The 26,216-nt window shown below is 48.7% G+C and carries 20 protein-coding genes and 1 tRNA gene; 16 read left to right on the top strand and 5 right to left on the bottom strand.

The window, feature by feature from the left end; genetic code table 11:
• Nucleotides 1-10: 10 nt before the first annotated feature.
• The 14 genes from H595_RS0109755 to H595_RS0109690 all read left to right on the top strand — a co-directional run bounded on the left by H595_RS0109755 (nucleotide 11) and on the right by H595_RS0109690 (nucleotide 18,367).
• A complete protein-coding gene (locus H595_RS0109755) occupies nucleotides 11-454 on the top strand; it encodes a prepilin-type N-terminal cleavage/methylation domain-containing protein (RefSeq protein ID WP_027671043.1) in 444 nt (147 codons plus the stop codon).
• Nucleotides 448-960, top strand: a complete 513-nt coding sequence (locus H595_RS0109750) for a type IV pilus modification PilV family protein (protein WP_027671042.1) — start codon at nucleotides 448-450, stop codon at nucleotides 958-960. Before H595_RS0109755 ends, H595_RS0109750 begins: the two co-directional genes overlap by 7 nt.
• Nucleotides 960-1,751, top strand: a complete 792-nt coding sequence (locus H595_RS0109745; protein ID WP_037054321.1) for a PilW family protein — start codon at nucleotides 960-962, stop codon at nucleotides 1,749-1,751. The genes H595_RS0109750 and H595_RS0109745 overlap by 1 nt, the downstream gene beginning before the upstream one ends.
• Nucleotides 1,741-2,151 carry a type II secretory pathway component gene (locus H595_RS0109740; protein WP_027671040.1) on the top strand — a complete coding sequence of 137 codons (411 nt, stop codon included), beginning with the start codon at nucleotides 1,741-1,743 and terminating at the stop codon, nucleotides 2,149-2,151. The genes H595_RS0109745 and H595_RS0109740 overlap by 11 nt, the downstream gene beginning before the upstream one ends.
• Before the next feature lies 1 nt (nucleotide 2,152).
• Nucleotides 2,153-6,397, top strand: coding sequence for a DUF6701 domain-containing protein (locus tag H595_RS22030; RefSeq protein ID WP_051219819.1), 4,245 nt, complete (start codon nucleotides 2,153-2,155; stop codon nucleotides 6,395-6,397).
• 219 nt (nucleotides 6,398-6,616) lie between these two features.
• Nucleotides 6,617-7,660 carry a rod shape-determining protein gene (locus H595_RS0109730; protein ID WP_008219881.1) on the top strand — a complete coding sequence of 348 codons (1,044 nt, stop codon included), beginning with the start codon at nucleotides 6,617-6,619 and terminating at the stop codon, nucleotides 7,658-7,660.
• A 29-nt stretch (nucleotides 7,661-7,689) separates the two neighbouring features.
• The gene (gene mreC / locus H595_RS0109725) at nucleotides 7,690-8,547 is read left to right on the top strand and encodes a rod shape-determining protein MreC (protein ID WP_027671039.1); all 858 of its coding nucleotides are present in this window, start codon (nucleotides 7,690-7,692) and stop codon (nucleotides 8,545-8,547) included.
• Entirely contained in the window at nucleotides 8,547-9,029 is a 483-nt protein-coding gene (gene mreD, locus H595_RS0109720) for a rod shape-determining protein MreD (RefSeq protein WP_027671038.1), read from the top strand. The genes mreC and mreD overlap by 1 nt, the downstream gene beginning before the upstream one ends.
• Before the next feature lie 24 nt (nucleotides 9,030-9,053).
• The gene (locus tag H595_RS0109715) at nucleotides 9,054-9,629 is read left to right on the top strand and encodes a Maf family protein (RefSeq protein WP_027671037.1); all 576 of its coding nucleotides are present in this window, start codon (nucleotides 9,054-9,056) and stop codon (nucleotides 9,627-9,629) included.
• Entirely contained in the window at nucleotides 9,626-11,092 is a 1,467-nt protein-coding gene (rng, locus tag H595_RS0109710; protein ID WP_027671036.1) for a ribonuclease G, read from the top strand. Before H595_RS0109715 ends, rng begins: the two co-directional genes overlap by 4 nt.
• Before the next feature lie 78 nt (nucleotides 11,093-11,170).
• Entirely contained in the window at nucleotides 11,171-15,037 is a 3,867-nt protein-coding gene (locus tag H595_RS0109705) for a YhdP family protein (protein ID WP_027671035.1), read from the top strand.
• A complete protein-coding gene (locus tag H595_RS0109700; RefSeq protein WP_027671034.1) occupies nucleotides 15,030-15,875 on the top strand; it encodes a carbon-nitrogen hydrolase family protein in 846 nt (281 codons plus the stop codon). Before H595_RS0109705 ends, H595_RS0109700 begins: the two co-directional genes overlap by 8 nt.
• Complete coding sequence (gene tldD, locus H595_RS0109695; RefSeq protein WP_027671033.1) at nucleotides 15,872-17,311, top strand: metalloprotease TldD; 1,440 nt, start codon at nucleotides 15,872-15,874, stop codon at nucleotides 17,309-17,311. Before H595_RS0109700 ends, tldD begins: the two co-directional genes overlap by 4 nt.
• Nucleotides 17,312-17,371: 60 nt before the next feature.
• Nucleotides 17,372-18,367: a branched-chain amino acid aminotransferase gene (locus H595_RS0109690; RefSeq protein ID WP_027671032.1), complete on the top strand. Its 996-nt coding sequence runs from the start codon at nucleotides 17,372-17,374 to the stop codon at nucleotides 18,365-18,367.
• A 117-nt stretch (nucleotides 18,368-18,484) separates the two neighbouring features.
• Here the strand turns inward: H595_RS0109690 and yjgA are convergent, their stop codons facing one another.
• Nucleotides 18,485-19,003 (bottom strand): ribosome biogenesis factor YjgA, encoded by a 519-nt coding sequence (gene yjgA / locus H595_RS0109685; protein WP_027671031.1) that lies wholly within the window; start codon nucleotides 19,001-19,003, stop codon nucleotides 18,485-18,487.
• A 119-nt stretch (nucleotides 19,004-19,122) separates the two neighbouring features.
• Between yjgA and pmbA the strand changes: the two genes are divergently transcribed.
• Nucleotides 19,123-20,469 carry a metalloprotease PmbA gene (pmbA, locus tag H595_RS0109675; RefSeq protein ID WP_027671030.1) on the top strand — a complete coding sequence of 449 codons (1,347 nt, stop codon included), beginning with the start codon at nucleotides 19,123-19,125 and terminating at the stop codon, nucleotides 20,467-20,469.
• A 117-nt stretch (nucleotides 20,470-20,586) separates the two neighbouring features.
• Here pmbA and H595_RS0109670 read toward each other — a convergent pair whose 3' ends face one another.
• Both H595_RS0109670 and H595_RS0109665 read right to left on the bottom strand, forming a co-directional pair.
• On the bottom strand, nucleotides 20,587-22,761 hold the full coding sequence (locus H595_RS0109670) for a M3 family metallopeptidase (protein ID WP_027671029.1): 2,175 nt from the start codon (nucleotides 22,759-22,761) through the stop codon (nucleotides 20,587-20,589).
• Nucleotides 22,762-22,904: 143 nt separating this feature from the next.
• Complete coding sequence (locus H595_RS0109665; RefSeq protein ID WP_027671028.1) at nucleotides 22,905-24,824, bottom strand: ATP-binding protein; 1,920 nt, start codon at nucleotides 24,822-24,824, stop codon at nucleotides 22,905-22,907.
• Between the two features lie 167 nt (nucleotides 24,825-24,991).
• Between H595_RS0109665 and H595_RS0109655 the strand changes: the two genes are divergently transcribed.
• Nucleotides 24,992-25,068 (top strand) — tRNA-Arg (locus H595_RS0109655).
• A 37-nt stretch (nucleotides 25,069-25,105) separates the two neighbouring features.
• Here the strand turns inward: H595_RS0109655 and H595_RS24390 are convergent.
• Entirely contained in the window at nucleotides 25,106-25,462 is a 357-nt protein-coding gene (locus H595_RS24390) for a HipA domain-containing protein (RefSeq protein ID WP_027671027.1), read from the bottom strand.
• 9 nt (nucleotides 25,463-25,471) lie between these two features.
• Nucleotides 25,472-26,197: a TMEM175 family protein gene (locus H595_RS0109645; RefSeq protein WP_027671026.1), complete on the bottom strand. Its 726-nt coding sequence runs from the start codon at nucleotides 26,195-26,197 to the stop codon at nucleotides 25,472-25,474.
• Nucleotides 26,198-26,216 lie beyond the last annotated feature (19 nt).

The following is a 26,216-nucleotide window of genomic DNA, read 5'->3' as shown; positions in this document are numbered from 1 at the left end:
CGGTTAAACTATGAAAGCTCAGCATCCACAATCTGGCTTTACCTTAATAGAGCTTATTGTGGTGCTAATTATAATCGGGGTACTGGCGGTTAGCCTGTTACCCCGTTTTTTTACCGCGACGGGTACCTCTGAATATGTCTATCGTGATCAGGCATTAAGCTTGTTGCGACAAGTGCAGATGCAAGCCATGCAGTGCACCTTTTGTTCCGCTCCCTCCGTTACCATTAGTAGCGATAGCCTGGTGGCTACCGGCCTGACTTGTGCCAGTGACAGTAGCCTGGTGCTGTGCCCTGCTACGCGGGACAATATCCGTTTTTCCAGCACCAGTACCAGTATAGGGTTTGATAACATGGGCCGGCCGTTAGGCTGCGTTGGTGCGTGTCAGCTAACTATTGAAGGCAGTGCACCGCTATTGCTGTGCATTGAAACCGAAGGTTACATTCACCCATGCTAAAGCGCATGGCAGGGGTAACATTAATAGAGCTTGTGATCGGCATTGTGGTGTTGGCCATTAGTTTAACCATTGTTACCTCGGTATTGGGGCCGTTAGCGATTAAAAGCGTCGACCCCTGGCATCAGGTTCGGGCGGCTGAGCTTGGCCAAAGCCTGATGAATGAAATACTGGCGAAGTCTTTTGATGAACAAAGTAGCCGCAGCGGCGGCTTATTGCGCTGCAATGAAGCCGGAGCGTCAGCCTGTACGGCGTCAATAAGTTTAGGGCCTGATAGCGAAACGCGTGCACAATTTGATGATGTAGACGATTTTCATAATCTGGATCTTAGCGGCAACGCCATTAACAATATTTTTGGCGATGATACCAGAATGGAGAATATTTACCGTGCTTATCGTGTACAGGTACAGGTAAGTTACGACAGTGTGCTGACAAAACGCATTGTTATAACTATGACCACGCCAACCGGTGATGTGGTTGAGTTTGCCGCTATTAAGGGAAATTGGTAATGCGTTGCCGTGGTTTTACCCTTATCGAGCTAATTGTCACAATGGTGCTATTGGGGATTTTGGCAACCGGCGTTAGCAGCTACCTTGGTTTTGGTGCCCGGCTGTATTCCGACGTGGCTCAGCGCGAACAAATACTGGGCCAAAGCCGTTTTGTCGCAGAGCGTTTGGTGCGCGAGCTTAGAAATGCTGCGCCAAATAGTGTGCGGCTTAACGAGTTACCCGGCGTGATAAGCTGTTTAGAATTTACTCCGGTGGAAGCTAGTGGCGTATATACAACGCTGCCTGTGTATCCTGTGTCGGATACGGAAATACATCTACAATTGTTTAACTGGGATAGCAGTTTACTGAACTTGCCGCTGATTGTGTATCCCACCGAAGCCAATGATTACTATGGCGTAAGTACTCATAGGGTTAATTTGGCTGCCACCGTGCAAAATGCCGCAGCTATTACTGATCCGGCCAATGGCGCTTCAGTTGAGTTACAGCTAACAGCTGCACACAGTTTTGCCGCCCATTCGCCAGAGCGGCGCTTTTATATTTTGGCCACGCCGGTTAGTTATTGTGCCAGCAACGGTGAAATTCGCCGGCTGGTAGGGCATTCATTCGCGGCAGGCTTTCCCAGTGCTGGCGCTGGTGTGTTAATGGCACAACAGCTTAGAGACGCCGCATTTAGAGTGTGGGAGCCGGTGTTAAACCGCAATGCGGTAGTGAATGTGTTTTTACAGTTTGGTAGCGATAGCAGTTCAGACATGTTTTTTAACTATGAGGTGCACCTGGCCAATGTTCCTTAAACTTCAGGCTCAGCGAGGCAGCGCATTGGTGATTGCCGTATTTATTATTGTCGTGATGTTGCTGCTGGTGTTTAGCGTGTCGCGGCTAATACGCAGCAGCAGTGAAACCGTGGTGTACGAAGTACAGGGCACCCGCACCTTGTTTGCTGCCCAAAGTGGCTTAGAGCTGGCGCTAACGGAATTATTTCCGTTAAACAGCGGTACGGCGAATTGTGCGGCAATATCACCTGCTTTTAGCTTTAGCGGCGCAGCGCTAGACAGCTGCAATGCTGTTGTAACGTGCAGTTCCTATTTAGCGGCAGAAGCGGGGTCGGTGCGCATTTTCCGTTTAAATAGTACCGCCAATTGCAGCGCTGCAGATGTGCAAACTAGCCGCACCATCCAGATTGAGGTGCGATGATATGCGAAGCGGATATCTTCTTGCGGCTTTATTTTTCAGCAACATGGCGCTAGCAGTAACCTATAACCTCAGCTTGGGTCAGTTTCCGCCGTGTTCAACAAATTGGAATACCAGCGGTTCAACTTACAATTGCAATGGTAACGGCAGGGTCACGTTAAATAGCGGCGATATTGTTATTGCTAACGCCAGTTCAGCTATCTCAGCCAACAATGGTTTTTTATTGAATGGGGCTCAAATAGGCACTTCTGCCAACCGTATTAATTTGCTGAGTAACTATGGCAGCATTATAAGCACCAATAGCAATACCTTGTGGGGTGATATTCAAGCCAACAGCAGTGCAATAACGTTAAATAATTTTAGTGTGAATGGCAGCATTACAACATCGGGGTCAGTTTCGCTTACCGGGGGGGCAATTACAGGCCTTGTTACCAGTAGCAGCAATACCATCACAACCAATAATACTAATCTTTTAGGTGGTGCTACGGCGCGCTCCGGCATGGCGTTTAGCGGTGGTACCTTGTCAGGGCCTTTTACTCAGACCTCAAACAATACCATGTCGTTAACTAATGTCATCATGACCAGTGGCACCCTTGTTGGTTCTAGTAGCACGACAATTAGCAACTCCGTCATTGGTAGCGCGACGTCCTTGGTAACGGTAAGCAGCAATAGTGGCGCAATTAGCGTAACCAATAACAGTGTGGTGTACGGCGTGTTGACGGCGCCGAATTATTCTACCGTGAATGTATTATCCGGCAGCCAGGTTTATGGCCAATGTTTACCCAATTCTACGCCAGCTGATGCTTGCCAGCCTGTTCCGGTAGCACATTATGCTTTAGATCTGTGTACTGCGGTAAACAATGGTGTGATTGACGATCTAATGGGGACTTACCCCGCTACAGGCTTTAACGTTGCCTCACAATTGGATGGACAGGTACTTGAAGCCGCGGGCCTAACCGCAGCGGGTGGTGACTATATTAGTGTGCCAGCTGCGGTACTAAATAACCGGGCAAACTTTACACTGTCACTTTGGTTTAACCTTACTGCAGGCAGTGGTTTTAGAGAATTGTTTTCAGCCAGCAGCAACAGCTCTGATACAGAGGTAGAACTGTATATCAATAGTAGCAATGAGGTGCGTGCTGGTTTAAAAGGTAATTATTATAGTTTTGCCGGCGGTAGTAGTTCCGTTGTTGTGAATAACAACAGTTGGACGCAAGCCCACCTGGTTCGAAATGGTGATCAGCTATGTCTGTATCTTAATGGCAATTTAGTGCGTTGTGTTACTGCAAGTGCGACAAATTTAAATGTAACCCGCTCTGCGATAGGCATTTGGTGGCAAGCCGACGGGAACACCGCGGATGATTTTCGCGGTGATATTGACGAAGTGCTTATTTTTAATCAAGCACTCAGCGATGTGCAAATTCAGCAGATGTACCAAAACCAGTTGGCTGGCAATAGTTATGACGGCCGTGCTCGCACCAGTTTATGTACAGCATGTTTAGCCGACGACTTTAGCGCTGCTAATTTAGCCGATACTTGGGTAACGGCACGAAGTAATGGCAGTTTTACGCCGTCTGTGGTGAATAGCCGTTTGCGCATGACACAAGCAGTAGCGAATCAGGCTACGTCTGCCACCTACCAGCGTTTATATCCTGCGGCAAACAATTTAGTGGTTGTTGAGTTTGATTATTGGGCATATGGCGGTAGCAGTGCAGATGGCCTTGCGGTGGTGCTGTCAGATGCCAGTATCACCCCTCAGCCTGGTGCTTTTGGCGGTGCTTTAGGTTATGGCTATAAACCGGGTATTCCTGGTTTTGCTGGTGGCTGGCTCGGCTTCGGACTAGACGAGTTCGGTAATTTTTCTAATGAGGGTGGGGTCGGCAGCATTGGTCGAAGACGGCAGTCAGTGGTCATTCGGGGATCAGGCTCTGAGAACAGCGGCTATCGTTACTTGCGCGGCACCTGCAACAACGGCACAACCAATACCGGAGGGGCATGTTTATCGCCCGCCGTAGATGGCAATCAAAACACGCCGCATCGGTATCGATTTACCATTGACTCACGCACCGCTGGCACAACGTTGGTGTCGGTAGAGCGCAATACCGGTAGTGGTTTTGTCACGCTTATCGCGCCTTTTAACGCACAAAACCAAACCGGGCAGGCACCGGTGCCAGAGAATTTCTTTTTATCACTTACCGGCTCTACCGGCGGGTCAACCAATATTCATGAGTTAGACAATTTAAGCATCTGTGCGTTGCGGTCATTACCCGTGGGCCAGCAAATTGATCATTTCGAGTTTGATTACACCGGGCAGGCGCTTACCTGTAAGCCGGAAACCTTTACCGTGCGGGCGTGCAAAAATGCCAGTTGTTCGGAGTTAGTGACGGAACCGGTCACGGCTAGCTTAAGCCCGGTTAACAGCGCTAATGTTAATTGGCAGGGCGGCAACGTGCTTAACTTCAGCGGCGGGCAAACTACCGTAGCGTTGCGTCGAACTGTGGTAGGAAGCACAACTATTGGTGTAAGTAGCTCTGTGCCTAATACCAGACCGCTAAGCCAAACCTTATGCCGGGCTGGCGCAGGAGCCCTTAGCACGCAAGCTTGTAGCATCACTTTTGCTGACAGTGGTTTGATATTTGATGCACCAGACGGCATAGCTAACCTGCCTGTGCAGAATATTTTGCTCAGTGCGGTGCGCAAAGACAACGTCAGTCAGCAATGTGTCCCCGAGTTTGCTAACGTAACCCGTAATGTGGCCTTTTGGAGCGATTATATTTCACCTGGCGCAACAGGGCGGCCAGCCAGTTTGGCGGTAAGTGTCAACGGCACTAATGCCGGCTTGACCGAAGCCAGTCGAGTAAATGTGCCACTGAATTTTAATGCTGCCGGTCAGGCTACGATAGCGGTGAATTATGCCGATGCAGGCCTGGTACAGCTAAATGCGCGTTATAGCGGAGCCGTATCGAGTAATGACAGCGGCTTAGTGATGAATGGCGCAGATCAGTTTGTGCGCCGGCCACAGGGCATGTGTATAGCCACGGGCGGTGAATGTGCCGCTGGTGATGCCAGCTGTGGGGTGTTTCGTCAAGCTGGGGAGCCCTTCACGCTGCAAGTTACCGCACACCGTTATGAAGCAGGTAGTGCCGATCATTGCCTCAACCCGGTAACGCCGAATTTTAGCCAAAATAATCTTAGCTTAACGCATACGCTTGTTGCGCCGTCGGCTGGGGTTGTCGGTACCCTGTTAACATCGCAATACAATCACAGCGCTTCGTTAAATGGGCAAAGCCTTGTGTCGCAGGCAGTATCAGAAGTTGGCGTGTTTCGTTTTAACACTCCGGCTTTTAACTATCTTGGTATGACAGACCCAGTGCCAAACGCCAGCAGTTTGCCAACAGGACGTTTTATACCCGCTTCTTTTAGCGTTAACGCAGGTGTGGCGACTGCTGCATGCGGTAGTTTTACTTATTTTGCTCAGCCGTCCTTTAGCACGGCATTTACACTGGAAGCGAAAAATAGCAATGGGCAGATTACGCAGAATTATCAGGGCGATTTTGCCCGGTTAAATGTGCAAACCTGGACGTCAGCATCGGCATCTTCTGGCGTGCGCTATAGCGCGCCTGATTTGCCTTCAGGCGCAGAGCTATCGGTAGGTGCAATTGCACCTATTGGCACATGGCAACTTGGTTCGGCGCAGGTCGTTGCTACACATCAAGCTAGCCGGCCTGATGCGTTGGTCGCACCGCTGGCGTTAAATGTGTTTGCTGCGCCCATCGATACAGATGCAGTAACGAGCGTTGGCTTACAAACGCTTAGCAGCAACACAACAGTGCTGCGCTATGGCCGGTTGGTAATAGAAAATGCTGCCGGGCCAGAAGAAGAACGGCTACCGCTAACGTTTCGCACACAATATTGGGATGGTAGTCAATTCCAAACTAATTTGGCTGACAATTGTACTGTGTTAAATAGCACGGCCGGGCTGTTAACCACAACACCGTCATCGCCGGGCCTGAGTTTGGCGGGCAGTGGCGGCATGGTGTTACAGGGGCAATTGCCGCCGCAACGTTTGTGGCTAAACCCCTCAGGTAGCCCAGGGAATTGGCAAGTTGAATACGAAACGTCGCCCTGGTTGCAATATTATTGGCGCGGTACGGTAGAAGATGTGCAGCAGAACCCTTCTGCAGAAGTGATGTTTGGACGTTTTCGTGGTAACCCGCGGCAAATTTCCTGGCGCGAACTTTTTCAATAGTCATTGAGTTTAAGCCATTATGGAATGGCCTTTACCGGACCTGACAGATAAATGCGGCGGTTACTTGGTTTAATTGCACAAAAATGTAAGATAAAGCTATTCACATGGCGGGGACTTACTTAGAATAACCCCAGCTATATTTACCACTCCTGTTGTGCTGTGGCGCGGCAGAGCTGAGTGATGTCTGGTTGCTCAGGTTTATAAGGATCCGGTTCTTTCATGTTTAATAAATTGCGTGGCCTTTTTTCAAACGACTTATCTATCGATCTGGGTACAGCGAACACTCTGATTTATGTTAAAGATCAGGGCATAGTGCTGAATGAACCCTCTGTAGTAGCCATACGGCAAGAGCGCGCCGGCGGCCCTAAAAGCGTAGCCGCTGTTGGCCATGCCGCTAAACGGATGCTTGGCCGAACGCCAGGTAATATTAAAGCCATTCGGCCAATGAAAGATGGTGTAATCGCCGACTTTTATGTCACGGAAAAAATGCTGCAGCATTTTATTCGCCAGGCGCACAGCAACAGCTTTTTGCGTCCCAGCCCACGAGTTCTTGTTTGCGTTCCTTGTGGTTCCACTCAGGTTGAGCGCCGGGCTATTCGCGAATCGGCACAAGGTGCCGGTGCCCGCGAAGTTTACCTTATTGATGAGCCAATGGCCGCGGCAATAGGCGCTGGCTTGCCAGTGTCTGAAGCAACCGGCTCAATGGTTGTCGACATTGGTGGTGGCACCACCGAAGTAGCAATTATTTCACTTAACGGTGTGGTGTATTCTTCCTCTGTTCGTATTGGTGGTGACAAATTTGACGATGCTATCGTTAACTATATCCGTCGCAACTATGGCATTTTAATCGGTGAAGCGACGGCCGAACGGATTAAAACTGAAATTGGTTCGGCGTATCCTAGTGATGATGTATTAGAAATTGAAGTTCGGGGCCGTAACCTTGCCGAGGGCGTGCCACGTAGCTTTACCATGACCAGTAATGAAATTTTAGAAGCCTTACAAGAGCCACTAGCGGGTATTGTTAGTGCAGTGATGGTTGCGCTTGAGCAATCGCCCCCTGAGTTGGCTTCAGACATTTCTGAGCGTGGAATGGTATTAACTGGCGGCGGTGCTTTGTTGAGAGATTTAGACCGTTTGCTGATGGAAGAAACCGGTATACCGGTAGTTGTCGCCGATGACCCGTTAACCTGTGTCGCCCGTGGTGGCGGTAAAGCACTGGAGATGATAGATATGCACGGTGGTGATGTGTTCAGTTATGATTAACTGAGCCGGTTGTCCGTGTTTACACCAGTATGAATCAAAATTATAGTCGGGGCCCGTCACTGACACTGCGGTTGTTCATAGCCGTAGTGTTTAGTGCTGGCCTGATGTTTCTAGACCGCTATACCGATAGTTCTACCCAATTACGTAGTTACTTAACTGCGGCAGCCAGTCCACTATTTTACGTCGCAAGCTTGCCAGAGACCTTGTTTTCAGGTGCGTCTGAGCAGTTTATGTCGCAGCAAACCGTTTTAGATGAAAATTCCCGCTTAAAAGATACCCTGCTACAACAAAGTGGTCAGCTACAGCTGTTACGCTTTTTACAACAGGAAAACGAAAAATTGCGAGCGTTACTTGGCTCTGGTGCAGGCGTTACAGACAGCTTTTTAGCCGCTGAAGTACTGGCAGTATACAGTCATCCATTTAGTCATCAGGTTGTGTTAAATAAAGGCAGTAGCAGTGGTGTTACTGAGCAACAGCCCCTTATCGACGAGTTGGGCGTTGTAGGGCAGGTGGTGAGTGTTGGCCCCAACAGCAGCCGGGCGTTACTGATTTCTGACAATACCCATGCGTTGGCCGTACGTGCAGAACGCACAGGGGTTCGTGCTATTGTTGAAGGGCTTGGCCAATGGGACTTGTTAAGAGTGATGCATCTGCCACACAGCACGGATATTCGTGAAGGTGATCGTCTATTAACATCAGGGTTGGATGGTCGCTTTCCAGAAGGTTACCCTGTGGCTAAAGTGGTACGCATAAGTCAGGACGCCAGCCAGCCTTTTATGGTGGTATATGCAGAACCTTATGCTCAGCTTGATCGCATTCGTCATGTACTGCTGTTGTCTGGCCGTACTGCGGTGAAAGAAGATACCCCTGCACCGGAGCAACCCTGATGCGTAGACCTCAGCGTTTAAGTTTTATTTATCTTTCGCTCTTTGTTGCGTTGCTGCTCACGGTTATGCCTATGCCACAGCTTGTTAAGCTGGCAAGGCCAGACTGGGCGTTATTGGTATTAATGTACTGGACCATGGCATTACCACAACGGGTGGGTGTATTAACCGCCTTTTTTACTGGTTTTGTCGTGGATGTATTAGTTGGTACCGTACTTGGCGTAAATGCGTTGGCCTTTTCCGTGGTTATTTTTGTGGTTGCGCAGCATCATCTTAAAATGCGAAATTTTTCGGTGATACAACAAGCCCTATTGCTGGGGATGTTATTAGCGCTTTACCAACTATTGCTGTTTTGGCTCAGTCATTTCTTAACCGGGGTGTATTTTCGGCCGCAATATCTGTGGCCGGTATTAACCGGCATGCTGGTGTGGCCCTGGTTGTTTTGGTTGTTACGTCGCTATCGGCGGCAACTGAAAATTCAATGAACTTTCTTTAATGAACTTGCTTTAATGAACTATCCTACCATTGCTTTAGCCTCATCTTCTCCACGCCGGCGTGAACTGCTGGCGCAATTGGGTGTCAACTACGAACTGGTCAAAGCCGATATTGACGAAACGCCGTTGCCTGGTGAGTCCGCAGTAGAGTATGTGCAGCGGCTGGCATTGGCAAAAGCCCATGCTGGTTTAGCCAGACTAACCACTTTGCTGCCGGTGCTGGGAGCAGATACCATCGTGGTTGTTGATAATGACATTTTAGGTAAGCCAACTGATTTTGCTGAGTTTCGCCAGACGATGCAGCGCTTGTCAGGGCGAAGCCATCAGGTGGTGACCGCAGTAGCCCTCGTTAGCCCAGTGCGGCAGTTGCAACAGTTGGTCACAACGCAAGTGTACTTTCGCCCGTTAACTGAGGCTGAAATTAGTGCTTACTGGGCCAGTGGCGAACCGCAAGACAAGGCGGGTGGCTATGGTATTCAGGGCTTGGCCGCAAAATTTGTGCAGCGGATTAACGGCAGTTACACCGCTGTGGTGGGGTTGCCGCTGTGTGAAACGGAACAGATGCTACAACAATGGCAGGAATCGCTATGAGTGCAGAGTTACTGCTTAATGTTACCCCGAGTGAAACCCGGGTTGCACTGATTGAAAATGGTGTATTGCAAGAGCTGCATATTGAGCGGCAGGCAAAACTAGGGCTGGTAGGTAATATTTATGTCGGCAAAGTAAGCCGCGTGTTACCGGGTATGCAAGCTGCTTTTGTTGATATCGGGCTGGAAAAAGCAGCATTTTTGCATGCCTCTGATATCGTACAGCACGACAGCGTGACAGATGCAGACAACAAACCCGCTGCGAGCAAAGATATTCGTGTATTAGTGCGGGAAGGTCAGTATTTACTGGTGCAGGTAGTAAAAGATCCTTTGGGCACCAAAGGGGCGCGGTTAACAACTGACATTACACTACCGTCGCGTTATTTAGTTTTTATGCCAGGGTCGCCTCATGTCGGGGTATCACAACGACTGGATACTGAAACCGAACGCCAGCGCTTAAAAGACATTGTTAGCCAATATCTTGACGACACGGGTGGCTTTATTGTGCGTACCGCTGCAGAAGGTGCACGTGAAGAAGAGCTGGCTCAAGATGCTAAGTTTCTGAAAAAACTCTGGGCTAAGGTGGTTAAGCGTAAGCAAAAAACCCGCAAAGAAGGTGTGGTCTATGAAGATCTCACGCTGACTTATCGCATACTGCGAGACTTCGTTGGCACTGAGTTGGAGCGTGTACGGGTTGATTCGAAACTGACCTATCAGCAACTTACTGCATTTTGTGAAGAGTTTATTCCGCATTTATCGCCGTTGTTGGAATACTACCCCGGCGAGCGGCCAATTTTCGATATGTTTGATGTTGAAAATGAAATTCAGCGGGCGTTAGAGCGTAAGGTGCCATTAAAAAGTGGTGGTTATCTGATTATCGATCAAACCGAAGCTATGACTACCATTGATGTTAATACCGGTGCTTTTGTCGGGCATCGAAATTTGGAAGAAACTATTTTTAATACTAATGCCGAGGCGACTCAAGCTATTGCGCGGCAGCTACGGCTGCGCAATTTAGGTGGTATTATTATTATCGATTTTATTGATATGCAAAGCGCAGAACACAAAAAACGTGTGTTTCACAGCTTAGAACTGGCGCTGGCGCGTGATCGGGCTAAAACTAATATTCATGGCTTTTCCGCATTGGGCCTGGTGGAAATGACCCGCAAAAGAACGCGGGAAAGTTTAGAACATATTCTCTGCTCTGAGTGTCCTGTCTGTGAAGGGCGTGGCAGTTTAAAAACCGTTGAAACGGTTTGTTTTGAGATTTTACGCGAAATTGTGCGGGTAAACCGGGCCTATAGTGCCGACAAGTTTATGGTCTATGTGTCGCCGGCGGTAAAAGACGCCCTGACAAATGATGAATTTCATAGTCTGGCTGAATTGCAGGTGTTTATTGGCAAGCAAATCAATATTAAAACTGAACCTCAATACAATCAGGAACAGTTCGATGTCGTCATGACCTAATAGGTGTCACCCGCTGCAACGCAGTGATTGACGCAGGCTGGGCATGTATTTTTATTTTGTTGAAATGGCTATAGGTTAGTGCAAAAAGCAAAACGGGTGTGTTTTTACTGTTTACATAAACTCTGGCTCGCACTTGCGGTGATGCTGGTGTTGCTGGCTGTGCTAATTTCAGTGCTGCGCTACAGTTTGCCTTATGCTGATGACTACAAACACTACATAGAGCAATTGATAAGCGACCGCTATGGTGCACAGGTACAGATCAGTGAACTTAGCGCGGGCTGGCAAAAATATGGTCCGGCTTTATTACTCAAAGACATTAGCCTGTATAACACAGAGCAACAACTTCAGCTAAGTATCAGTGAAACCCGGGTGCGGCTTGATTTTTGGCGCAGCGTGTTAAACCGGCAATTGACGGCGCAACATTTTGAACTCAGCGGCCTAAGGTACTATGTTGATGCCGATAGCGTGCTGGGTAATGAACAGCAAAATAGCTTAGATACAGCACCTGTACTTGCGGCATTAGAAACGCTGTTTTTTCAGCAGCTTGCTTATTTCTCTGTCGTTGATAGCCAGCTGGTGCTGCAAAACGATAATGCTACTGACCTAGTGTTAAATATCAAACAGTTGGATTGGGCCAACAGTGGCAACAGGCACCAGGGATTTGGTGAACTGTCTTTGGCAGGTGTGACAGCCAATACCTTGTCATTTACACTCGATCTATACGGTGCCAAGCTTGCAGATGCCTTTGGTCAACTCTATTTAGAAAGCGAGCGGTTGGATGTGCTGCCATGGTTTGCTAACGTCTTGCCCCCCAGCCAAAAACTACAGCATGCCAGTATTAACTTTAAAGCCTGGGGCCGTATTGATGGTGGTTTACTACGCCGGTTTCAGGTAGAACTTGCCGACAATAGTGTTAGCTGGCAGCGAGACAATGAGCTGCATCAGCTTCGGCTGGGGCAGGGGCAATTGTTGTGGGAGCCAACCGCTTTTGGCTGGTCGCTGTACTCGGGTGCATTAACCCTGGCTGCCGAGCAGGAACAGTGGCAGGATTTACAATTGCAGCTGCACTACCAAAATGGCGCCTGGCTTGGCAGCTTAGACAATTTTAGGCTAGAGGCTGTTACTCCACTAGCGAACCTATTAGCTGACGATATTGCACTGTTACATCGATTAGTGGCATTTCACCCTCGCGGGCATTTACAGCAATTGCAGTGGCATATTAACGAGCAGCAATGGCAACTTGCCGGTCAGTTTGATGCTCTGGAGTCTCAGCCTCAAGGTGATATTCCTGGTATAAGCGGTATTGCCGGTCAGTTTTGGCTCAGCGATACCGTTTCTAAACTGGTGTTACAAGGCCAGCAAGGTGAGCTGCGCTGGGATGGGTTATTTACCCAACCAACGGTGTATAGTAATTTGGATGCTATCTTATATGTGCAACCTGTTGCTGAACAGTGGCGCTTTAGTGTGCCATCACTGCGTTTAACCAGCCCAGAATTACAATTAGACGCCAGTTTTCAGTGGGATGAACGTTTGCAAATTCTGGCGCGTGTACAAAATGTAGACGCCGCTAACATTGAGCAGTACTTACCGCAACGCTATATGCCCGCTACGGTGCGGCAATACCTTGAACCCGCTATCCGCCAGGGTAACGTTACCAATGCAACCGTATTGTGGCATGGTGCCCCATCTGGGTTCCCTTATCATGAACAGCAAGGGGTGTTTCAGGTACACGCCGAGCTGGATCAGGGGGAATTTGCTTTCGCGCCGGATTGGCCTGCCATTGAACAGTTAAAAGCGCAGCTGTGGTTTGAAAATGCCGCTATGCAAATAGACGCCGAGTCGGGTGAACTGGCAAGCGTGTCGCTGCAGGGTGGGGTAACGGCCAAAATTGCTGATTTGTTTCATGCTGACACCCTGGATATTCAGATTAAACAGCAACTACCTGCACAAGCCGTTACCGATTTAATATTGCAATCGCCACTGCAACATAACTTGGGTAAAACGTTACAGCACCTTGGCCTTAATGGCGAGGTGCAAGGTGATGTTACTCTGGCGATAGGCCTTAAGCAGCGCTCTGTTCTGGCTAGCGGTGAGGTCAGTTTTGACCAGCTTAGCCTGGCATTACAGGCGCCTGATATGCAGTTGAATCAGGTTGGTGGTAAGGTGTCATTTCGCAATGAGCAAATTCATGCTGACAATTTAACTTTGCAATGGCGAGGCCTGCCATTGACCGCTGCACTTAACGGCGAGCAAGTAGACGATGCCTATCAACTGGCCTTGCAGGTTAAGGGTAAGCAACAAGCAAAACCGCTGCTGCAGGCGTTATATGCACCGGCCGCTGATCTTGTTGATGGCACCACTGACTGGCAGTTGAATGTAGCGTTAGCACTACCGCAGCAAGGCTTTAGCTACAGTGCAGAATTAACGTCAGCACTAACCGACACCGCACTATTGCTGCCAGCGCCTTTTAGTAAAGCTGCAGATAAAGCTGCTGCGCTAACCATTACGGCTAAAGGCGATGCTGCTCAATCGGTGATTGCTGCACACTATGACCAACAGCTGCATTTTCATGCCGAGTTACAGCACGACAGCCAGCAGTTTAGCCGGGTGCATCTTATTGCCGCAGAACAGGATACCGGCATCAATAGCACCGGCTTTAACATTAGTATAGATTTGGCAAAACTCGATTTTTTGCCTTGGCTTGATGTGTTACAACAGCAATTGGCGGGTAGCCCCACCGCAGAAAAGCCGCTGTTTCCTCCCCTTGCGCAGGTACGAGGCAAATTACGGCAGCTAGGTGTCGCGCCGGGAGTGATACTAAACAACACGGTGTTTGAACTTAACCAGCAACCGCAGCAGTGGCAACTGCAATTAAATGGTACCGAAGTTGCCAGTCAGTGGATGTTTAGTAAAGACTGGCAAGGGCAGGGTATTACCGCCAAGCTGGACTATCTGCACTTGCCGCTACCTTTAGCTGCTGTGGTTGACGATGCAACAGACGGCTTGGTCCTGACACCTGAGGTGCAGCGTTGGATGTTGCAATTACCGCCGCTAAGGGTTAGCTGTACAGATTGCGCTATTGGCAGTTATCAATTTGGTCAGGTGCAGGCGCAAGCCCATAGCGTTGATGATAAGTGGCTGCTGACTGATTTTACGGCGAAGTATAAGCGTAACCAATTAACGGCCAGCGGCTATTGGCAGGACGATGATGCGCTGGGCGTTAGTCAGTTTAGCGGTAAGCTAACCAGCAATAACTTAGGTGCCATGTTAGATGAATACCAAATTACCTCTGCCATAGCCGGCAGTGCCGCTGACATTAATTTTGCCCTGAATTGGACCGGGGCGCCCTCTCAGTTTGAGCTGCGACACCTGGCAGGTAACATTGATTACCGGTTAGATGAGGGCTCACTGACTGAAGTCAGTGACAAAGGCGCCAGATTGTTTTCTATATTTAGTTTGGATTCATTGCTAAGAAAGTTAAAGCTGGATTTTCGTGACGTGTTTTCCAAAGGTTTCTTTTATAACAACATGACCGGTAACCTGACGTTGTCGCAAGGTGTTGTGCAAACCAGTGACGCGGCCGTTGACGGCGTACCGGGCAGTTTAAATATTCAGGGTTACGCCGATTTGGTCAGCAAAAAAATGGATTACCAGATGGCCTTTTCACCCAAAGTGACTTCCAGCTTGCCGGTGATTATTGCCTGGATGGTAAACCCGGCTACGGGGCTTGCCGCATTGGCGCTAGACGAAATGTTTCAAAGTGCTGAAGTGATTTCAAAAATAAACTTTACGGTGACCGGCAGTTTTGACCAACCCGTAGTAACTGAAGTTAACCGGCACAGTAAAGAAGTGCCGGTACCCGTTCGGATGGCGCAACCCGAGTTGACAATTGAGCAACCCGACAATGATAGTCCCGAGCCGGCAAGGAACCTGCCCCATGGCTAACTGGCGTGTGTCCGCCATTCAACTCACGAGTACGCCACAGCCAACAGAGAATTTTGCTGCAGTGGTGCATTACCTGCAACAACTTAGTCGCGCCTATCAAGATGGCTTGCCGCATCTGGTGGCGTTGCCTGAGTGCTTTGCGGTATTTGGCGGCCGTGATGGTTTACAGCAGCAGTATCAGGCCCCGCTGGGGCAAGGGCTGCTACAACAGCAGTGTGCGGCGCTGGCACAGCAATTTGGTATTTATCTTTTGGCCGGTTCCTTACCCACTGCCAGTGCTGATCCGGCGCGCTTTGCATCCAGCAGTATTGTGTTTGCCCCTGATGGCAGTATCATAGCCGACTATCAAAAAATGCATTTGTTTGATGTCAGTGTAACCGACAATACAGGCAGCTATCGCGAGTCAGCGAGCACCTATGCTGGCCAGAAAATAACGTTAGCAACACTGGGTGAGTTAAAGCTTGGCTTATCGGTGTGCTATGATGTGCGTTTTCCGGGGCTGATGCAGGCATTAGCCAAACAAGGTATGAACCTGTTATCTGTGCCATCAGCCTTTACCAAGGTTACCGGCGCCGCTCATTGGCATACGTTGTTGCAGGCAAGGGCAATAGAAAACCAGTGTTTTGTCTTGGCACCTAACCAAACAGGTACACATGCTAACGGCCGCGAAACCTATGGCCATAGCCTGATTATTAGCCCTTGGGGTGAGGTTATTGCCGATGCTGGCACAGCACCTGGCTGGATCTCAGCCGAAATAGATTTAAACGACTGCGCGCGGCTTAAGCAAGCTATGCCGCTGGCGCACCATAACCGATTTAATAGTGAGCTCAAACCATGACATCACCCGAGCACAACCTTATTACCGCCTCTGAACTAACTGCTGATGATTTACAGCAGACACTGGGCTACTTATTCGATCATCAATTGGATTTCGCTGACTTATATTTTCAATCCAGCGTGCATGAGTCCTGGGTGCTGGAAGACGGCTTAGTTAAAGATGGCTCTTTTAACATTGAGCGTGGCGTGGGTGTGCGGGCAATCAGTGGCGAAAAAACCGGTTTCGCCTACGCCGATACTATTAGTGCTGCAGCCTTAAAGCAGGCCGCAACCGCGGCACGTGGTATCGCGGTACAGGGGCAGCACGGCAGCGTTAAAGCGTTTAGCAAAAGCGGTAACAGCAATATTTATCTGCCGTGTGAGCCACTGCAAAGCTTATCTAATACCGACAAAGTGGCTTTGCTGCACCAGGTTGAAGCCTATATTCGCACGCTGGACAGCCGTGCTGAGCAGGTCATGGTAAGTTTATCAGGCGTTTATGAAGAAGTATTAGTTGCCGCCAGTGATGGCACTTTCGCCAGTGATATCCGGCCTTTAGTTCGTATAAATTGCTCGGTGTTACTGCAGCAGGGTGAGCGTCGCGAACGCGGCAGTGCTGGTGGTGGTGGTCGTACAGACTATAGCTATTTTTCTGAAGACATTAACGGCGAGCCGCGCTGGCAACATTATGCACGTGAAGCCGTGCGACAAGCGCAGGTTAACTTAACCGCTATTGACGCGCCGGCTGGCTCCATGCCGGTAGTGCTGGGCAGTGGTTGGCCTGGCGTATTATTGCATGAAGCAGTAGGACATGGCTTAGAGGGCGATTTCAACCGTAAAGGTTCTTCTACGTTCTCAGGCCGGGTTGGCGAACAGGTTGCATCGAAGCTTTGTACTATTGTTGATGACGGCACCTTAGCGCATCGGCGTGGCTCACTGAATATCGACGATGAAGGCGTACCAAGCCAACACAACGTGCTTATCGAAAACGGCATTTTAAAAGGTTATATTCAGGACAAACATAATGCCATGCTAATGGGCGTGCCACCTACGGGTAACGGCCGCCGCGAGTCGTTTGCGCATTTACCTATGCCACGAATGACCAACACCTATATGTTGGCGGGGCAGCATGATCCAGAAGAAATTATCGCCAGCGTTAAAAAAGGTATTTATGCGCCCAATTTTGGTGGTGGCCAGGTCGATATCACATCTGGTAAATTTGTGTTTTCAGCATCAGAAGCTTATCTGATCGAAAACGGTAAAATTACCTCGCCAATTAAAGGCGCTACCTTGATAGGTAGCGGGCCTGAAGCGATGCAACAGGTGTCTATGGTCGGCAATGATCTTGCGCTGGATGCTGGCGTGGGCGTATGTGGTAAACAAGGTCAGAGTTTGCCGGTTGGCGTAGGCCAGCCGACACTGAAGCTGGATGCCATAACCGTAGGCGGTACCCAGTAAGGTGCCCGAATTCATAGATATAAACCGTAAATAGAACAAATCACAGGGACATAACGCAAAATGGCAGCATTTGGCACCGTATTTACCCCCGAGATGATCATCTCGCGTTTTAATGACAACAGTTGGAGCACGCCTGAAATGGTCGCTTCAGACAGTATAAAGTTGCACCCTGGTGCACATGTGCTGCATTATTCCAGTACCTGCTTTGAAGGTTTAAAGGCGTTTCGGCATGCCGACGGCGGTGTGTATATGTTCCGCATGGAAAAAAACGTCGCGCGCCTGCAACAAAGCAGTAAGTTACTGGCTCTGCCCCAGTTTGAGGCTGCCATGTTAAGCCAGATGATTTTAGACATGGTGAAACGTTTTGCCGCTGATGTGCCCACACCGCCGGGTTCAATGTATATTCGGCCAACCCATATTGGTACCGAGGCTTCAATTGGTAAAGCTGCAGCCCCCAGTTTGGAGTCTTTGTTGTATGTGTTGTTATCACCGGTTGGCGACTACTTTGCCGGCGGTAGTAAAGCACTGCGTTTATTGTTAGAAGATAACGCCCGCTGTGCTTCACATATGGGCATGGTTAAAAGCGGTGGTAACTACGCCAGTGCGCTTCAACCAATTATGCAAGCGCGTGCAACCGTGCAGGCTGATCAAGTGCTGTTTTGCCCCAATGGTGATGTACAAGAAACCGGTGCGGCCAACTTCCTGCTGATCGACGGCAATGAAATTATTACCAAAGCCTTAGACAGTTCTTTCTTGCATGGCATAACACGTGATTCTATTTTAACCCTGGCGCGTGATCGCGGCATGGTAGTCTCCGAGCGCGAGTTAACCGTAGATGAGCTACTGGAGCGCGCGCAAAAACCAGGCGCCGAAGCGGCATTGTCTGGCACTGCAGCTGTATTAACACCGGTAGGTACGCTAATTCACGCCGGCAAAGAATACACCGTGGGTTCAGGTGGCGCTGGCACCACGACAAATGCTTTACGACAGGCGCTGAACGATATTCAGTGGGGTAAAGCCGAAGATAAACACAGTTGGTTAACGAAAGTCTGCTGAGGCCGGTAAGGTTTTACAAGGGCGCAGAGTTGCGCCCTTTTTTGTGCCTGCACTACTTTTCTGCATGCAACAAAGAAACGCGCAAAAGCAAGGCTACACGGTTATAACCGCGGCAAGTTAGTCGGTAATAATTAGCGGTTTAATAAGTTGAAACAGCTCGCGGTAGGCTTTTGGCGGTTGCTGCTTTTCCTGCTCTTTTTTGGCATTACGAATAAGCTGGCGCAGCTGCTGCACATCCACATCCGGGTAGCTGGCAATAAACTCGGTAACCGCGTCATTGTCGCTAATAAGCTTGTCGCGTAGTGTTTCAACCTTGTGAAATTGACGGGTGGCTGCCTGATTAGTATTGCGAAGTAGCGCCAGTGCGGTTTCAATCGGCTCTAAATCCCGGGTACGCATTAAACGGCCAATAAACTGAATATGCCGGCGTAGCGCTTCACGCTTATTACCCAGCTGGTCTGCCAGTTGCAGCGCATCTTTTAATTCATCATCTAATGGCACCCGGGCGCGTGAGGCGGCACTTAGCGACACCAGCTCTTCACCCAGAGTCTGCAGGGCGTGCATTTCACGCTTAACCTGCGACTTACTCTTACCTTCTTCTTCGTCCCAGGTGTCGCCATTTATAAAATCAGTCATTGTCTCAGTTCGCATTAAGCCATAATGTTGCTAAGTATACATGATAGTGATGCACAGCAGCAGCCAGCTTTAGCAGACTATGATAAGCTTGTGGTAAATAATTTAGCTGAACTGACATTATGCAAGTAACACAACCGACTATTTGGCAAGAAATTGATGAAGTAAAGCAGGCTGTAGCCGACGTTCTGGCGCATGCAAAGCAGCTTGGAGCCAGCAGCGCAGAAGCGTCTATGAGCCGCACCAAAGGGTTAAGCGTAGAAACCCGGCATGGCGAAGTGGAAACGGTAGAGTTTAATCAAGATGGTGGCTTAGGGATTAGCCTGTATTTTGGCCAGCGCAAGGGGTCGGCATCGACTGCTGATTTAAGTCCTCAGGCCCTACGTCGCACAGTAGAAGCTGCTGCCGACATTGCCCGTTATACATCGGAAGACCCCCACACCGGTTTAGCAGAAGCCAGCTGGCTAGAGATGTCTCCGCCCGATTTAGATTTATACTACCCTGAGACAATTGGTACCGATGAGGCCATTGCCTTGTGTGCCGGCTCTGAGCAGGCCGCGTTTGAAACTGATAAACGTATTACCAATTCAGAAGGGGCATCGTTTTCATCACACACCGGTTTAAAAGTGTATGGCAACAGCCATGGCCAGTTGGTAGGGCACCCTAGTTCACGTCACAGTTTTAGTTGCGTTGTTATCGGTGAAGATGGCGATGATATGCAGCGCGATTATAGTTTTACGGTTGCGCGCCAGTACAATAAGTTATTGGATCCAAAACAAATTGGCCGTGAAGCCGCATTAGAAACCATTGCCCGGTTAAATGCCCGGCAAATTCCAACGCAAAAAGTACCGGTGATCTTTCGTGCTGATATCGCCAGCAGCCTGTTTGGTCATTTAGTGTCTGCGATTAGCGGGGGCAGTATTTACCGTAAATCCAGCTTTTTAATGGATAAAGTTGGCCAACAGATCATGTCGCCGAATGTCACTATTCAAGAGCTGCCTCATTTAAAGCAGGCATTGGCCTCCAGCCCGTTTGATGGTGAAGGGGTTAAAACCCGGGATTTAGCGGTTATTGAGCAAGGCGTATTAACAACCTATCTCACGACCAGTTATTCTGCCCGTAAGTTAGGCATGGCCAGTACGGGCCATGCTGGCGGTATTCACAACTGGCTGGTTCAGCACGGTAATGAAGATTTGCTGCAGTTGTGCCGTACTATGGGCAAAGGTTTACTTGTTACTGAGCTGATGGGACAAGGCGTGAATACCGTGACCGGAGATTACTCGCGTGGTGCGGCGGGTTTTTGGGTGGAACATGGCGAAATTCAATTCCCGGTATCGGAAGTCACTATTGCCGGTAATTTAAAAGACATGTTTATGCAAATTGCGGCTGTTGGAAATGACGTTGACCGCCGTGGTGGTGTATTAACCGGCTCTATACTGATTAATCAGATGCAGGTTGCTGGCAGCTAAAGTGCCTTCTTTGCTTAGATAAATGAAAAAGCCCCGCTGAATTGCGGGGCTTTTTATTGCGGCTATTTTAGTGAAGAAAGTCGGTTTGCTTTAAGTAAACCGGTTTTCTTCTAATCATCATTCAACTTTAGTCTTTAAGCCACGGCGAATTAACAGTGCATCTGTAGTAGGTTCCTGGCCACGGAACGCTTTATAAGACTCCATTGGCGGACGTGAGTTACCTACAGATAGAATGTTGTCGCGGTAGTTCTGGCCATTTTCCAGTTTTAAACCACCTTGCTGCTGCACATAGGCAAAAGCATCGGCCGCCAATATTTCACTCCACATGTAAGCATAATAACCGGCAGAGTAGCCACCACCCATAGAGTGTGAGAAGTAGGTAGATTTATAGCGTGGTGGCACTGCAGCTAAGGTGATGCCGTGCTTTTTCAGTGCTTGGGCTTCAAAAGCATTTACATCCTGCAATGGTTCATCAGCTGAAAGCGAATGCCATTCCATATCTAATAGGGCAGCCGACATATATTCCAAGGTGTCAAAGCCCTGGTTAAAGCTACGCGACTTCATTACTTTTTCCAGCAACTCACTTGGGATCGGCTCACCGGTTTTATAGTGTTTTGCGTAGTTAGCGATCACTTCCGGATGCGCTGCCCAATCTTCTTCAAATGTAGATGGGAATTCAACAAAGTCACGTGACACCGAGGTGCCTGCCAGTGTTGGGAATTTTACGTTTGACAGCATGCCATGTAAGCCGTGGCCAAGTTCGTGGAACATGGTAGTCACATTGTCATAGCTCACCAGCGTTGGCTCGCCTGCTGGCGCTTTGGGAATGTTCATTACGTTAACCACAACAGGCTTTTGGCCGGTTAAATGTGATTGACCCACAAATGAGCTCATCCAGGCGCCACCACGTTTACCTTCACGGGCAAAATAGTCGGCGTAAAATATTGCCAGGCTGCTGCCATCGGTATCAAACAGCTCGTAGGCTTTTACGTCCGGGTGATAGGTGGGTAAATCTGGACGTGGTTCAAAGCGAATACCGTACAGGCGTTGGAAAGTAAAAAACACGCCATCTTTTAAAACACGCTCAAATTCAAAGTACTGTTTAACTTCGCTCTCATCCAAATCAAATTTGGCCTGGCGGACAAATTCGCCATAGTATTCCCAGTCCCAAGGCTGCAGCTCAAAATCACCGCCTTGTTGCTTGATCATTTGGCTAATGGCGTCTGCTTCTTTATTGGTATTGGCAATAACAGCGGGCACCATAGACCCTAGCATGTCAAATACAGCCTGTGGTGTTTTTGCCATTTGCGATTCCAGGCCGTAGCTGGCCCAGCTGTCGTAGCCCAGCAGCTTAGCGCGCTCGGCGCGTAATTGGGCTAAACGGGCAACGATAGGACGGTTGTCGGTTTCGCCACTTTGGTTACGGTTGGCTGATGCTTCCCATACCCGTTGGCGCAGTTCGCGGTTGCTTAGCTGGCTTAACACCGGTTGGCGTGTGGTGTTGGTAATGCTAATAAGGTATTTACCGTCATGGCCAGCTTCTTTTGCTGCATTAGCCGCAGCCGTAATTTGCGCGTCGGATAACCCTGCCAGTTCTGCTTGGGTATCCACTACAACCGCAATTTTTTTGGTTTCTGCTAACAAGTTTTGTGAAAACTGATTAGTTAGCGTTGAGTGCTCTTCATTTAAAGCACGAATGGCGGTTTTTTGTTCTTCCGTTAGCTGAGCACCTGCGCGGACAAAACGCTCATAATAGACCTCAATTAAACGTAGCGATTCGGCATCCAGTTTTAGCGCTTCACGCTGGTTGTACAGGCTTTTAATACGGGCGAACAACTGTGGGTTTAAGTTGATGTTATCTGAATGCGCGGCCATTTTGGGTGCCAGTTCAGATTGAATTTCACGGCGCTGTGGGTTAGAGCTGGAACCGGCCAGATTGTAGAAAATGCGCGATACGCGTGTAAGCAATTCACCACTTTTTTCCAGCGCAACTAAGGTATTGTCAAAGGTTGCTGGTGCTGGGTTATTGGCAATAGCGAGCACTTCGGTCATATGTTGCTTCATGCCTTCTTCAAACGCTGGCAAGAAGTGATCGTCTTTTATGTCGTTAAAGTTAGGAGCTTCGTATTGCAAAGTGCTTTTCACCATTAGTGGGTTGCTTGAAATAGCCTCTACCGCAGTAGCAGCTTCCGCCACCGTTTCAGTAGCCGTTTGTGCTGGGGCGGTATTGTCGCCACAAGCAGCAAGCGCGAGTGCGGCTGCTACCGTAGTGGCTATAAGTGTTTTACGCATAAAATCTCCCTGGAAGATGTCATTGTTATAATAAGTACGCTTTTGCGCATAGTTATCCTGAGTATGCCAAAAAGTACGGGGCAATCACGCAGTTTGCAGCCAATAGCCAACAAATTAAGATAAAAGACAGTTTATAACAACCGCTATGCTTGGTCAGCTTGGATATAAGGCAGTTCAAAGTAAAAACAGCTGCCACTCTCAGGCGCCGGTTGATACCCCATGCTGCCTCTCATCTGGTTAATAAGATTTTGGCTAATCGACAATCCTAAGCCAGTGCCGCCGTGTTTGCGGCTATCAGTACTGTCTGCCTGGCTAAACCGGCTAAACAGTTTTGGTACGAACTCTGGTGCGACACCTATACCTTGATCCTGCACAGTTACCCGCACAAAATCAGCCTGACGGGTTACGGATACTTGAATGTTTGCGCCAGTGGGTGAAAACTTTACTGCGTTGCTAAGTAAATGATGTATAACATGCTGCAAATGGCTGATATCGGCATTAACCTGCAGCTGTTCTAGTGCAGGCAGGTTTTGCAATTGCAATGTTAACGCCGGATGCAGCAGCTGCATTTCATCAACACACTGCTGCACCAACGGTAGCAACGCTATTGGTTGTAGCTGCAACGCCAAGGTGCCGCTTGATATGCGTTCAACGTTGAGCAAATCATTAACCAGTGTGGTTAACTGCTGGGAGCTGGAATAAGCTAACTGCAGCATACGCTTTTGTGATGCGGTTAACTCGCCTAATGCACCGGATACTGCAAGTCCCAATGCGCCAGAGATAGATGTTAGAGGTGTGCGTAATTCATGGCTAACCGTAGAGATAAACTGCTGTTTTAACTGTTCGGTTTGGTGGCGTTCGGTTAGATCCCGCAGCACCAATAGCTGCTTAGACTGCTGCTGCAACCTAATCTGGCTGCGGTTTACCGCCATAGGAAATTGGGTGTTATCGCGCCGTTTGCCCTGTGTTTCAAATTCAGTTTTTGCGTTGGACGTGGCGCTATAGAGCTCATCAAGCAGTTGAGGCTGAGCCAGCAGTTCTGACCAGTGTAAGCCGGTTAGTGTAGTGGCGGCGTAGCCAAACATGGGGTAACAAGACAGGTTCACCTGTTCAATGGTGCCATCCAACGACGTTGTAATAATGGCATCAGTGACATTATCCATAATACTGCGTAAATAAAGCCGGCTTTGTTTTTCTGCTGTCACACTGTTGCGTAAACGTTGGCGTGATATTAGCAACCATGCTAATAGCACTACGAGTAATAGCGTTAAGCTATAAGCGGTTGTTCTAATTTGCCACGACTTATCACGAACAGGTGCAATAGAGCGCACCGCCATTTGCCACAATGCACCACGCAAACTTATACGCAGTAGCAGGCTGTCATCATAAAACAGGCTGCTATCGCCGTAAAAAACTTTCCCACTATCACCTAATTCAGATAAATTCCGAATAGCGACCTGTACTTGCTGCTCGGTTGTTTGCTTTTCCAGCAGCGACCACACTGAGTCAATATCGACGACCGTGCTAATAATACCCCAGTAATTGTCAATGCCAATAAACACTGGCAGGCGATAAATAAATGCTTGTCCGCCTTGAATTAAGTCGATAGGGCCAACGAGCCTGGCTTCTCGCTGGGCAATAATAGCGGCAATGGCAGGCCATTGTTCCATTATGTCGGGATAGTGCAGGCCTACTGCTTTTTCATTACCCTTCAATGGATAAATGTAACTAAGGGTATTTCCCGGTGCGACGCCAATATTGCGGATATGGCGAGCTTGTTGTACCAGCTCTGGCAACAACATTTGAATTTCTGTGCCCGAAATATTGCCACCCACCGCTTGCACATGGGCGGTAAGACCAAGGGTAAGGTACAGGGGAATATTTAGTTCAGACTCAAGCAAGGCACGCAATTGGCCGGCACTGGTAATTTCATGCTTATACTGCTGACCACGGGCATACTGTTGCTCGTGTTTTACCAGCGTTTCAGTAGCGTACATAGCGCTTAAAAACAGTGCTAGTAATAACAACCATTGCCAGAAAGAAAGAATAAATTTATTCCGCATTAATGATAAATAAGCGCCTGAATTAAAGCCAAGCATCACTCTATCGCTAAGCTATTGAACTTGTAAACAACCATCATCAATCTGAGTGTTGAAAAAACGCGCAGCTAAGCGATAGACACGCAGGGTAAGGCTGTCTATAATGCGCAGCTTCTGCAAAAGCAGATTGTGCACCCGTAGCTCAGCTGGATAGAGCGCTGCCCTCCGGAGGCAGAGGTCCCGCGTTCGAATCGCGGCGGGTGCACCATAAAACATCAAAACCACCTTAGGGTGGTTTTTGTGTTTTAGGTACTCTGTCCGATAAGAATGCGTTGTTCGACCAATTTGCCTGGAGCAAATTGGAACAGCTTCAGCTGGCCCGAAGGGCGAGGGCAGGATAGCCCGAGTAATCCGGCGGGTGCACCATAAAACATCAAAACCACCTTAGGGTGGTTTTTGTGTTTTAGGCACTCTGCTGTATCAAAGCCATAGGCTTTGGCGATGTTAAGACACAGGTATTCATTCTCAACACTGTGTGTCATATCAATAACATGATCATCCGAGTGTATTTCGCCAATGGGTAGCTTAATAATGTGTGTTGTTGGTGTTGCATTATTAACACAATAATTCACGGCAAGCGCGTACAACCCTTTACCATGCAAACTGCAGCCTTACTTAGCAGAATGCATAGCACTGCACCGCTGCCATTTTTTGCTTCTGTGCCATGTTAGTCCATTTAGCAAAGGGAACAGTAAAAAGTAACTGTATCCGGCCCAGCCGATGTAAGGTATTGGCAAAAATAACGACAGTAGCAGTGCGGTTATACACATCATGGCGGTACTCAGCCAAACAATGATCTCGGTGTTGGCCTGGTATTTTTCGTAGTCAGACAGCGCAGTCATCAGTTGGGCGCGTTTACCATGCCAGTACAATGCAACGAAATTGATGCTGAGCAGCAAAAAACCCAGACCAAACAGGATAAAAATAAAACGCACGTCCCATTCGCTTTTAAGCTGAATAAGGCTAGGCAAAAAACCATTACTTAATACTGCAAACAATGCCTGCATCATAATACGTAACGGATACATATATATAAGCACCAGCAGGATCAGTAGACAGCTAAAGACGACTGTTTTGGTGTCTTCAAGGCCAAAGCGTCGGCTCCACACGGAGTGCGTATGCCAAATCCAGGTAATAACGGCAAAGCTGGCAGTAAAGGCTGGAATTTGCTTGGTAGCTTGCATTAAATCGGCCAATGAATTCGGAATGCTGCCAACGGAGATCACCACCATTGTTACAGCAAAAGCACAGGCTGCAGCAAAAAAGGTTTCAATGCGGGTCATGCTTTCGCCACGCATGGTCCAGTTATCTTGTCTGGTGTTACTAGAGTCTGTCATAAGCCTACTTATTATTGTG

It is taken from the genome of Rheinheimera baltica DSM 14885, from assembly GCF_000425345.1.
Classification (GTDB): Bacteria; Pseudomonadota; Gammaproteobacteria; order Enterobacterales; family Alteromonadaceae; genus Alishewanella; species Alishewanella baltica.
Note: the sequence above shows the minus strand (reverse complement) of the source record. Positions and strands in the feature narration are given on the sequence as shown.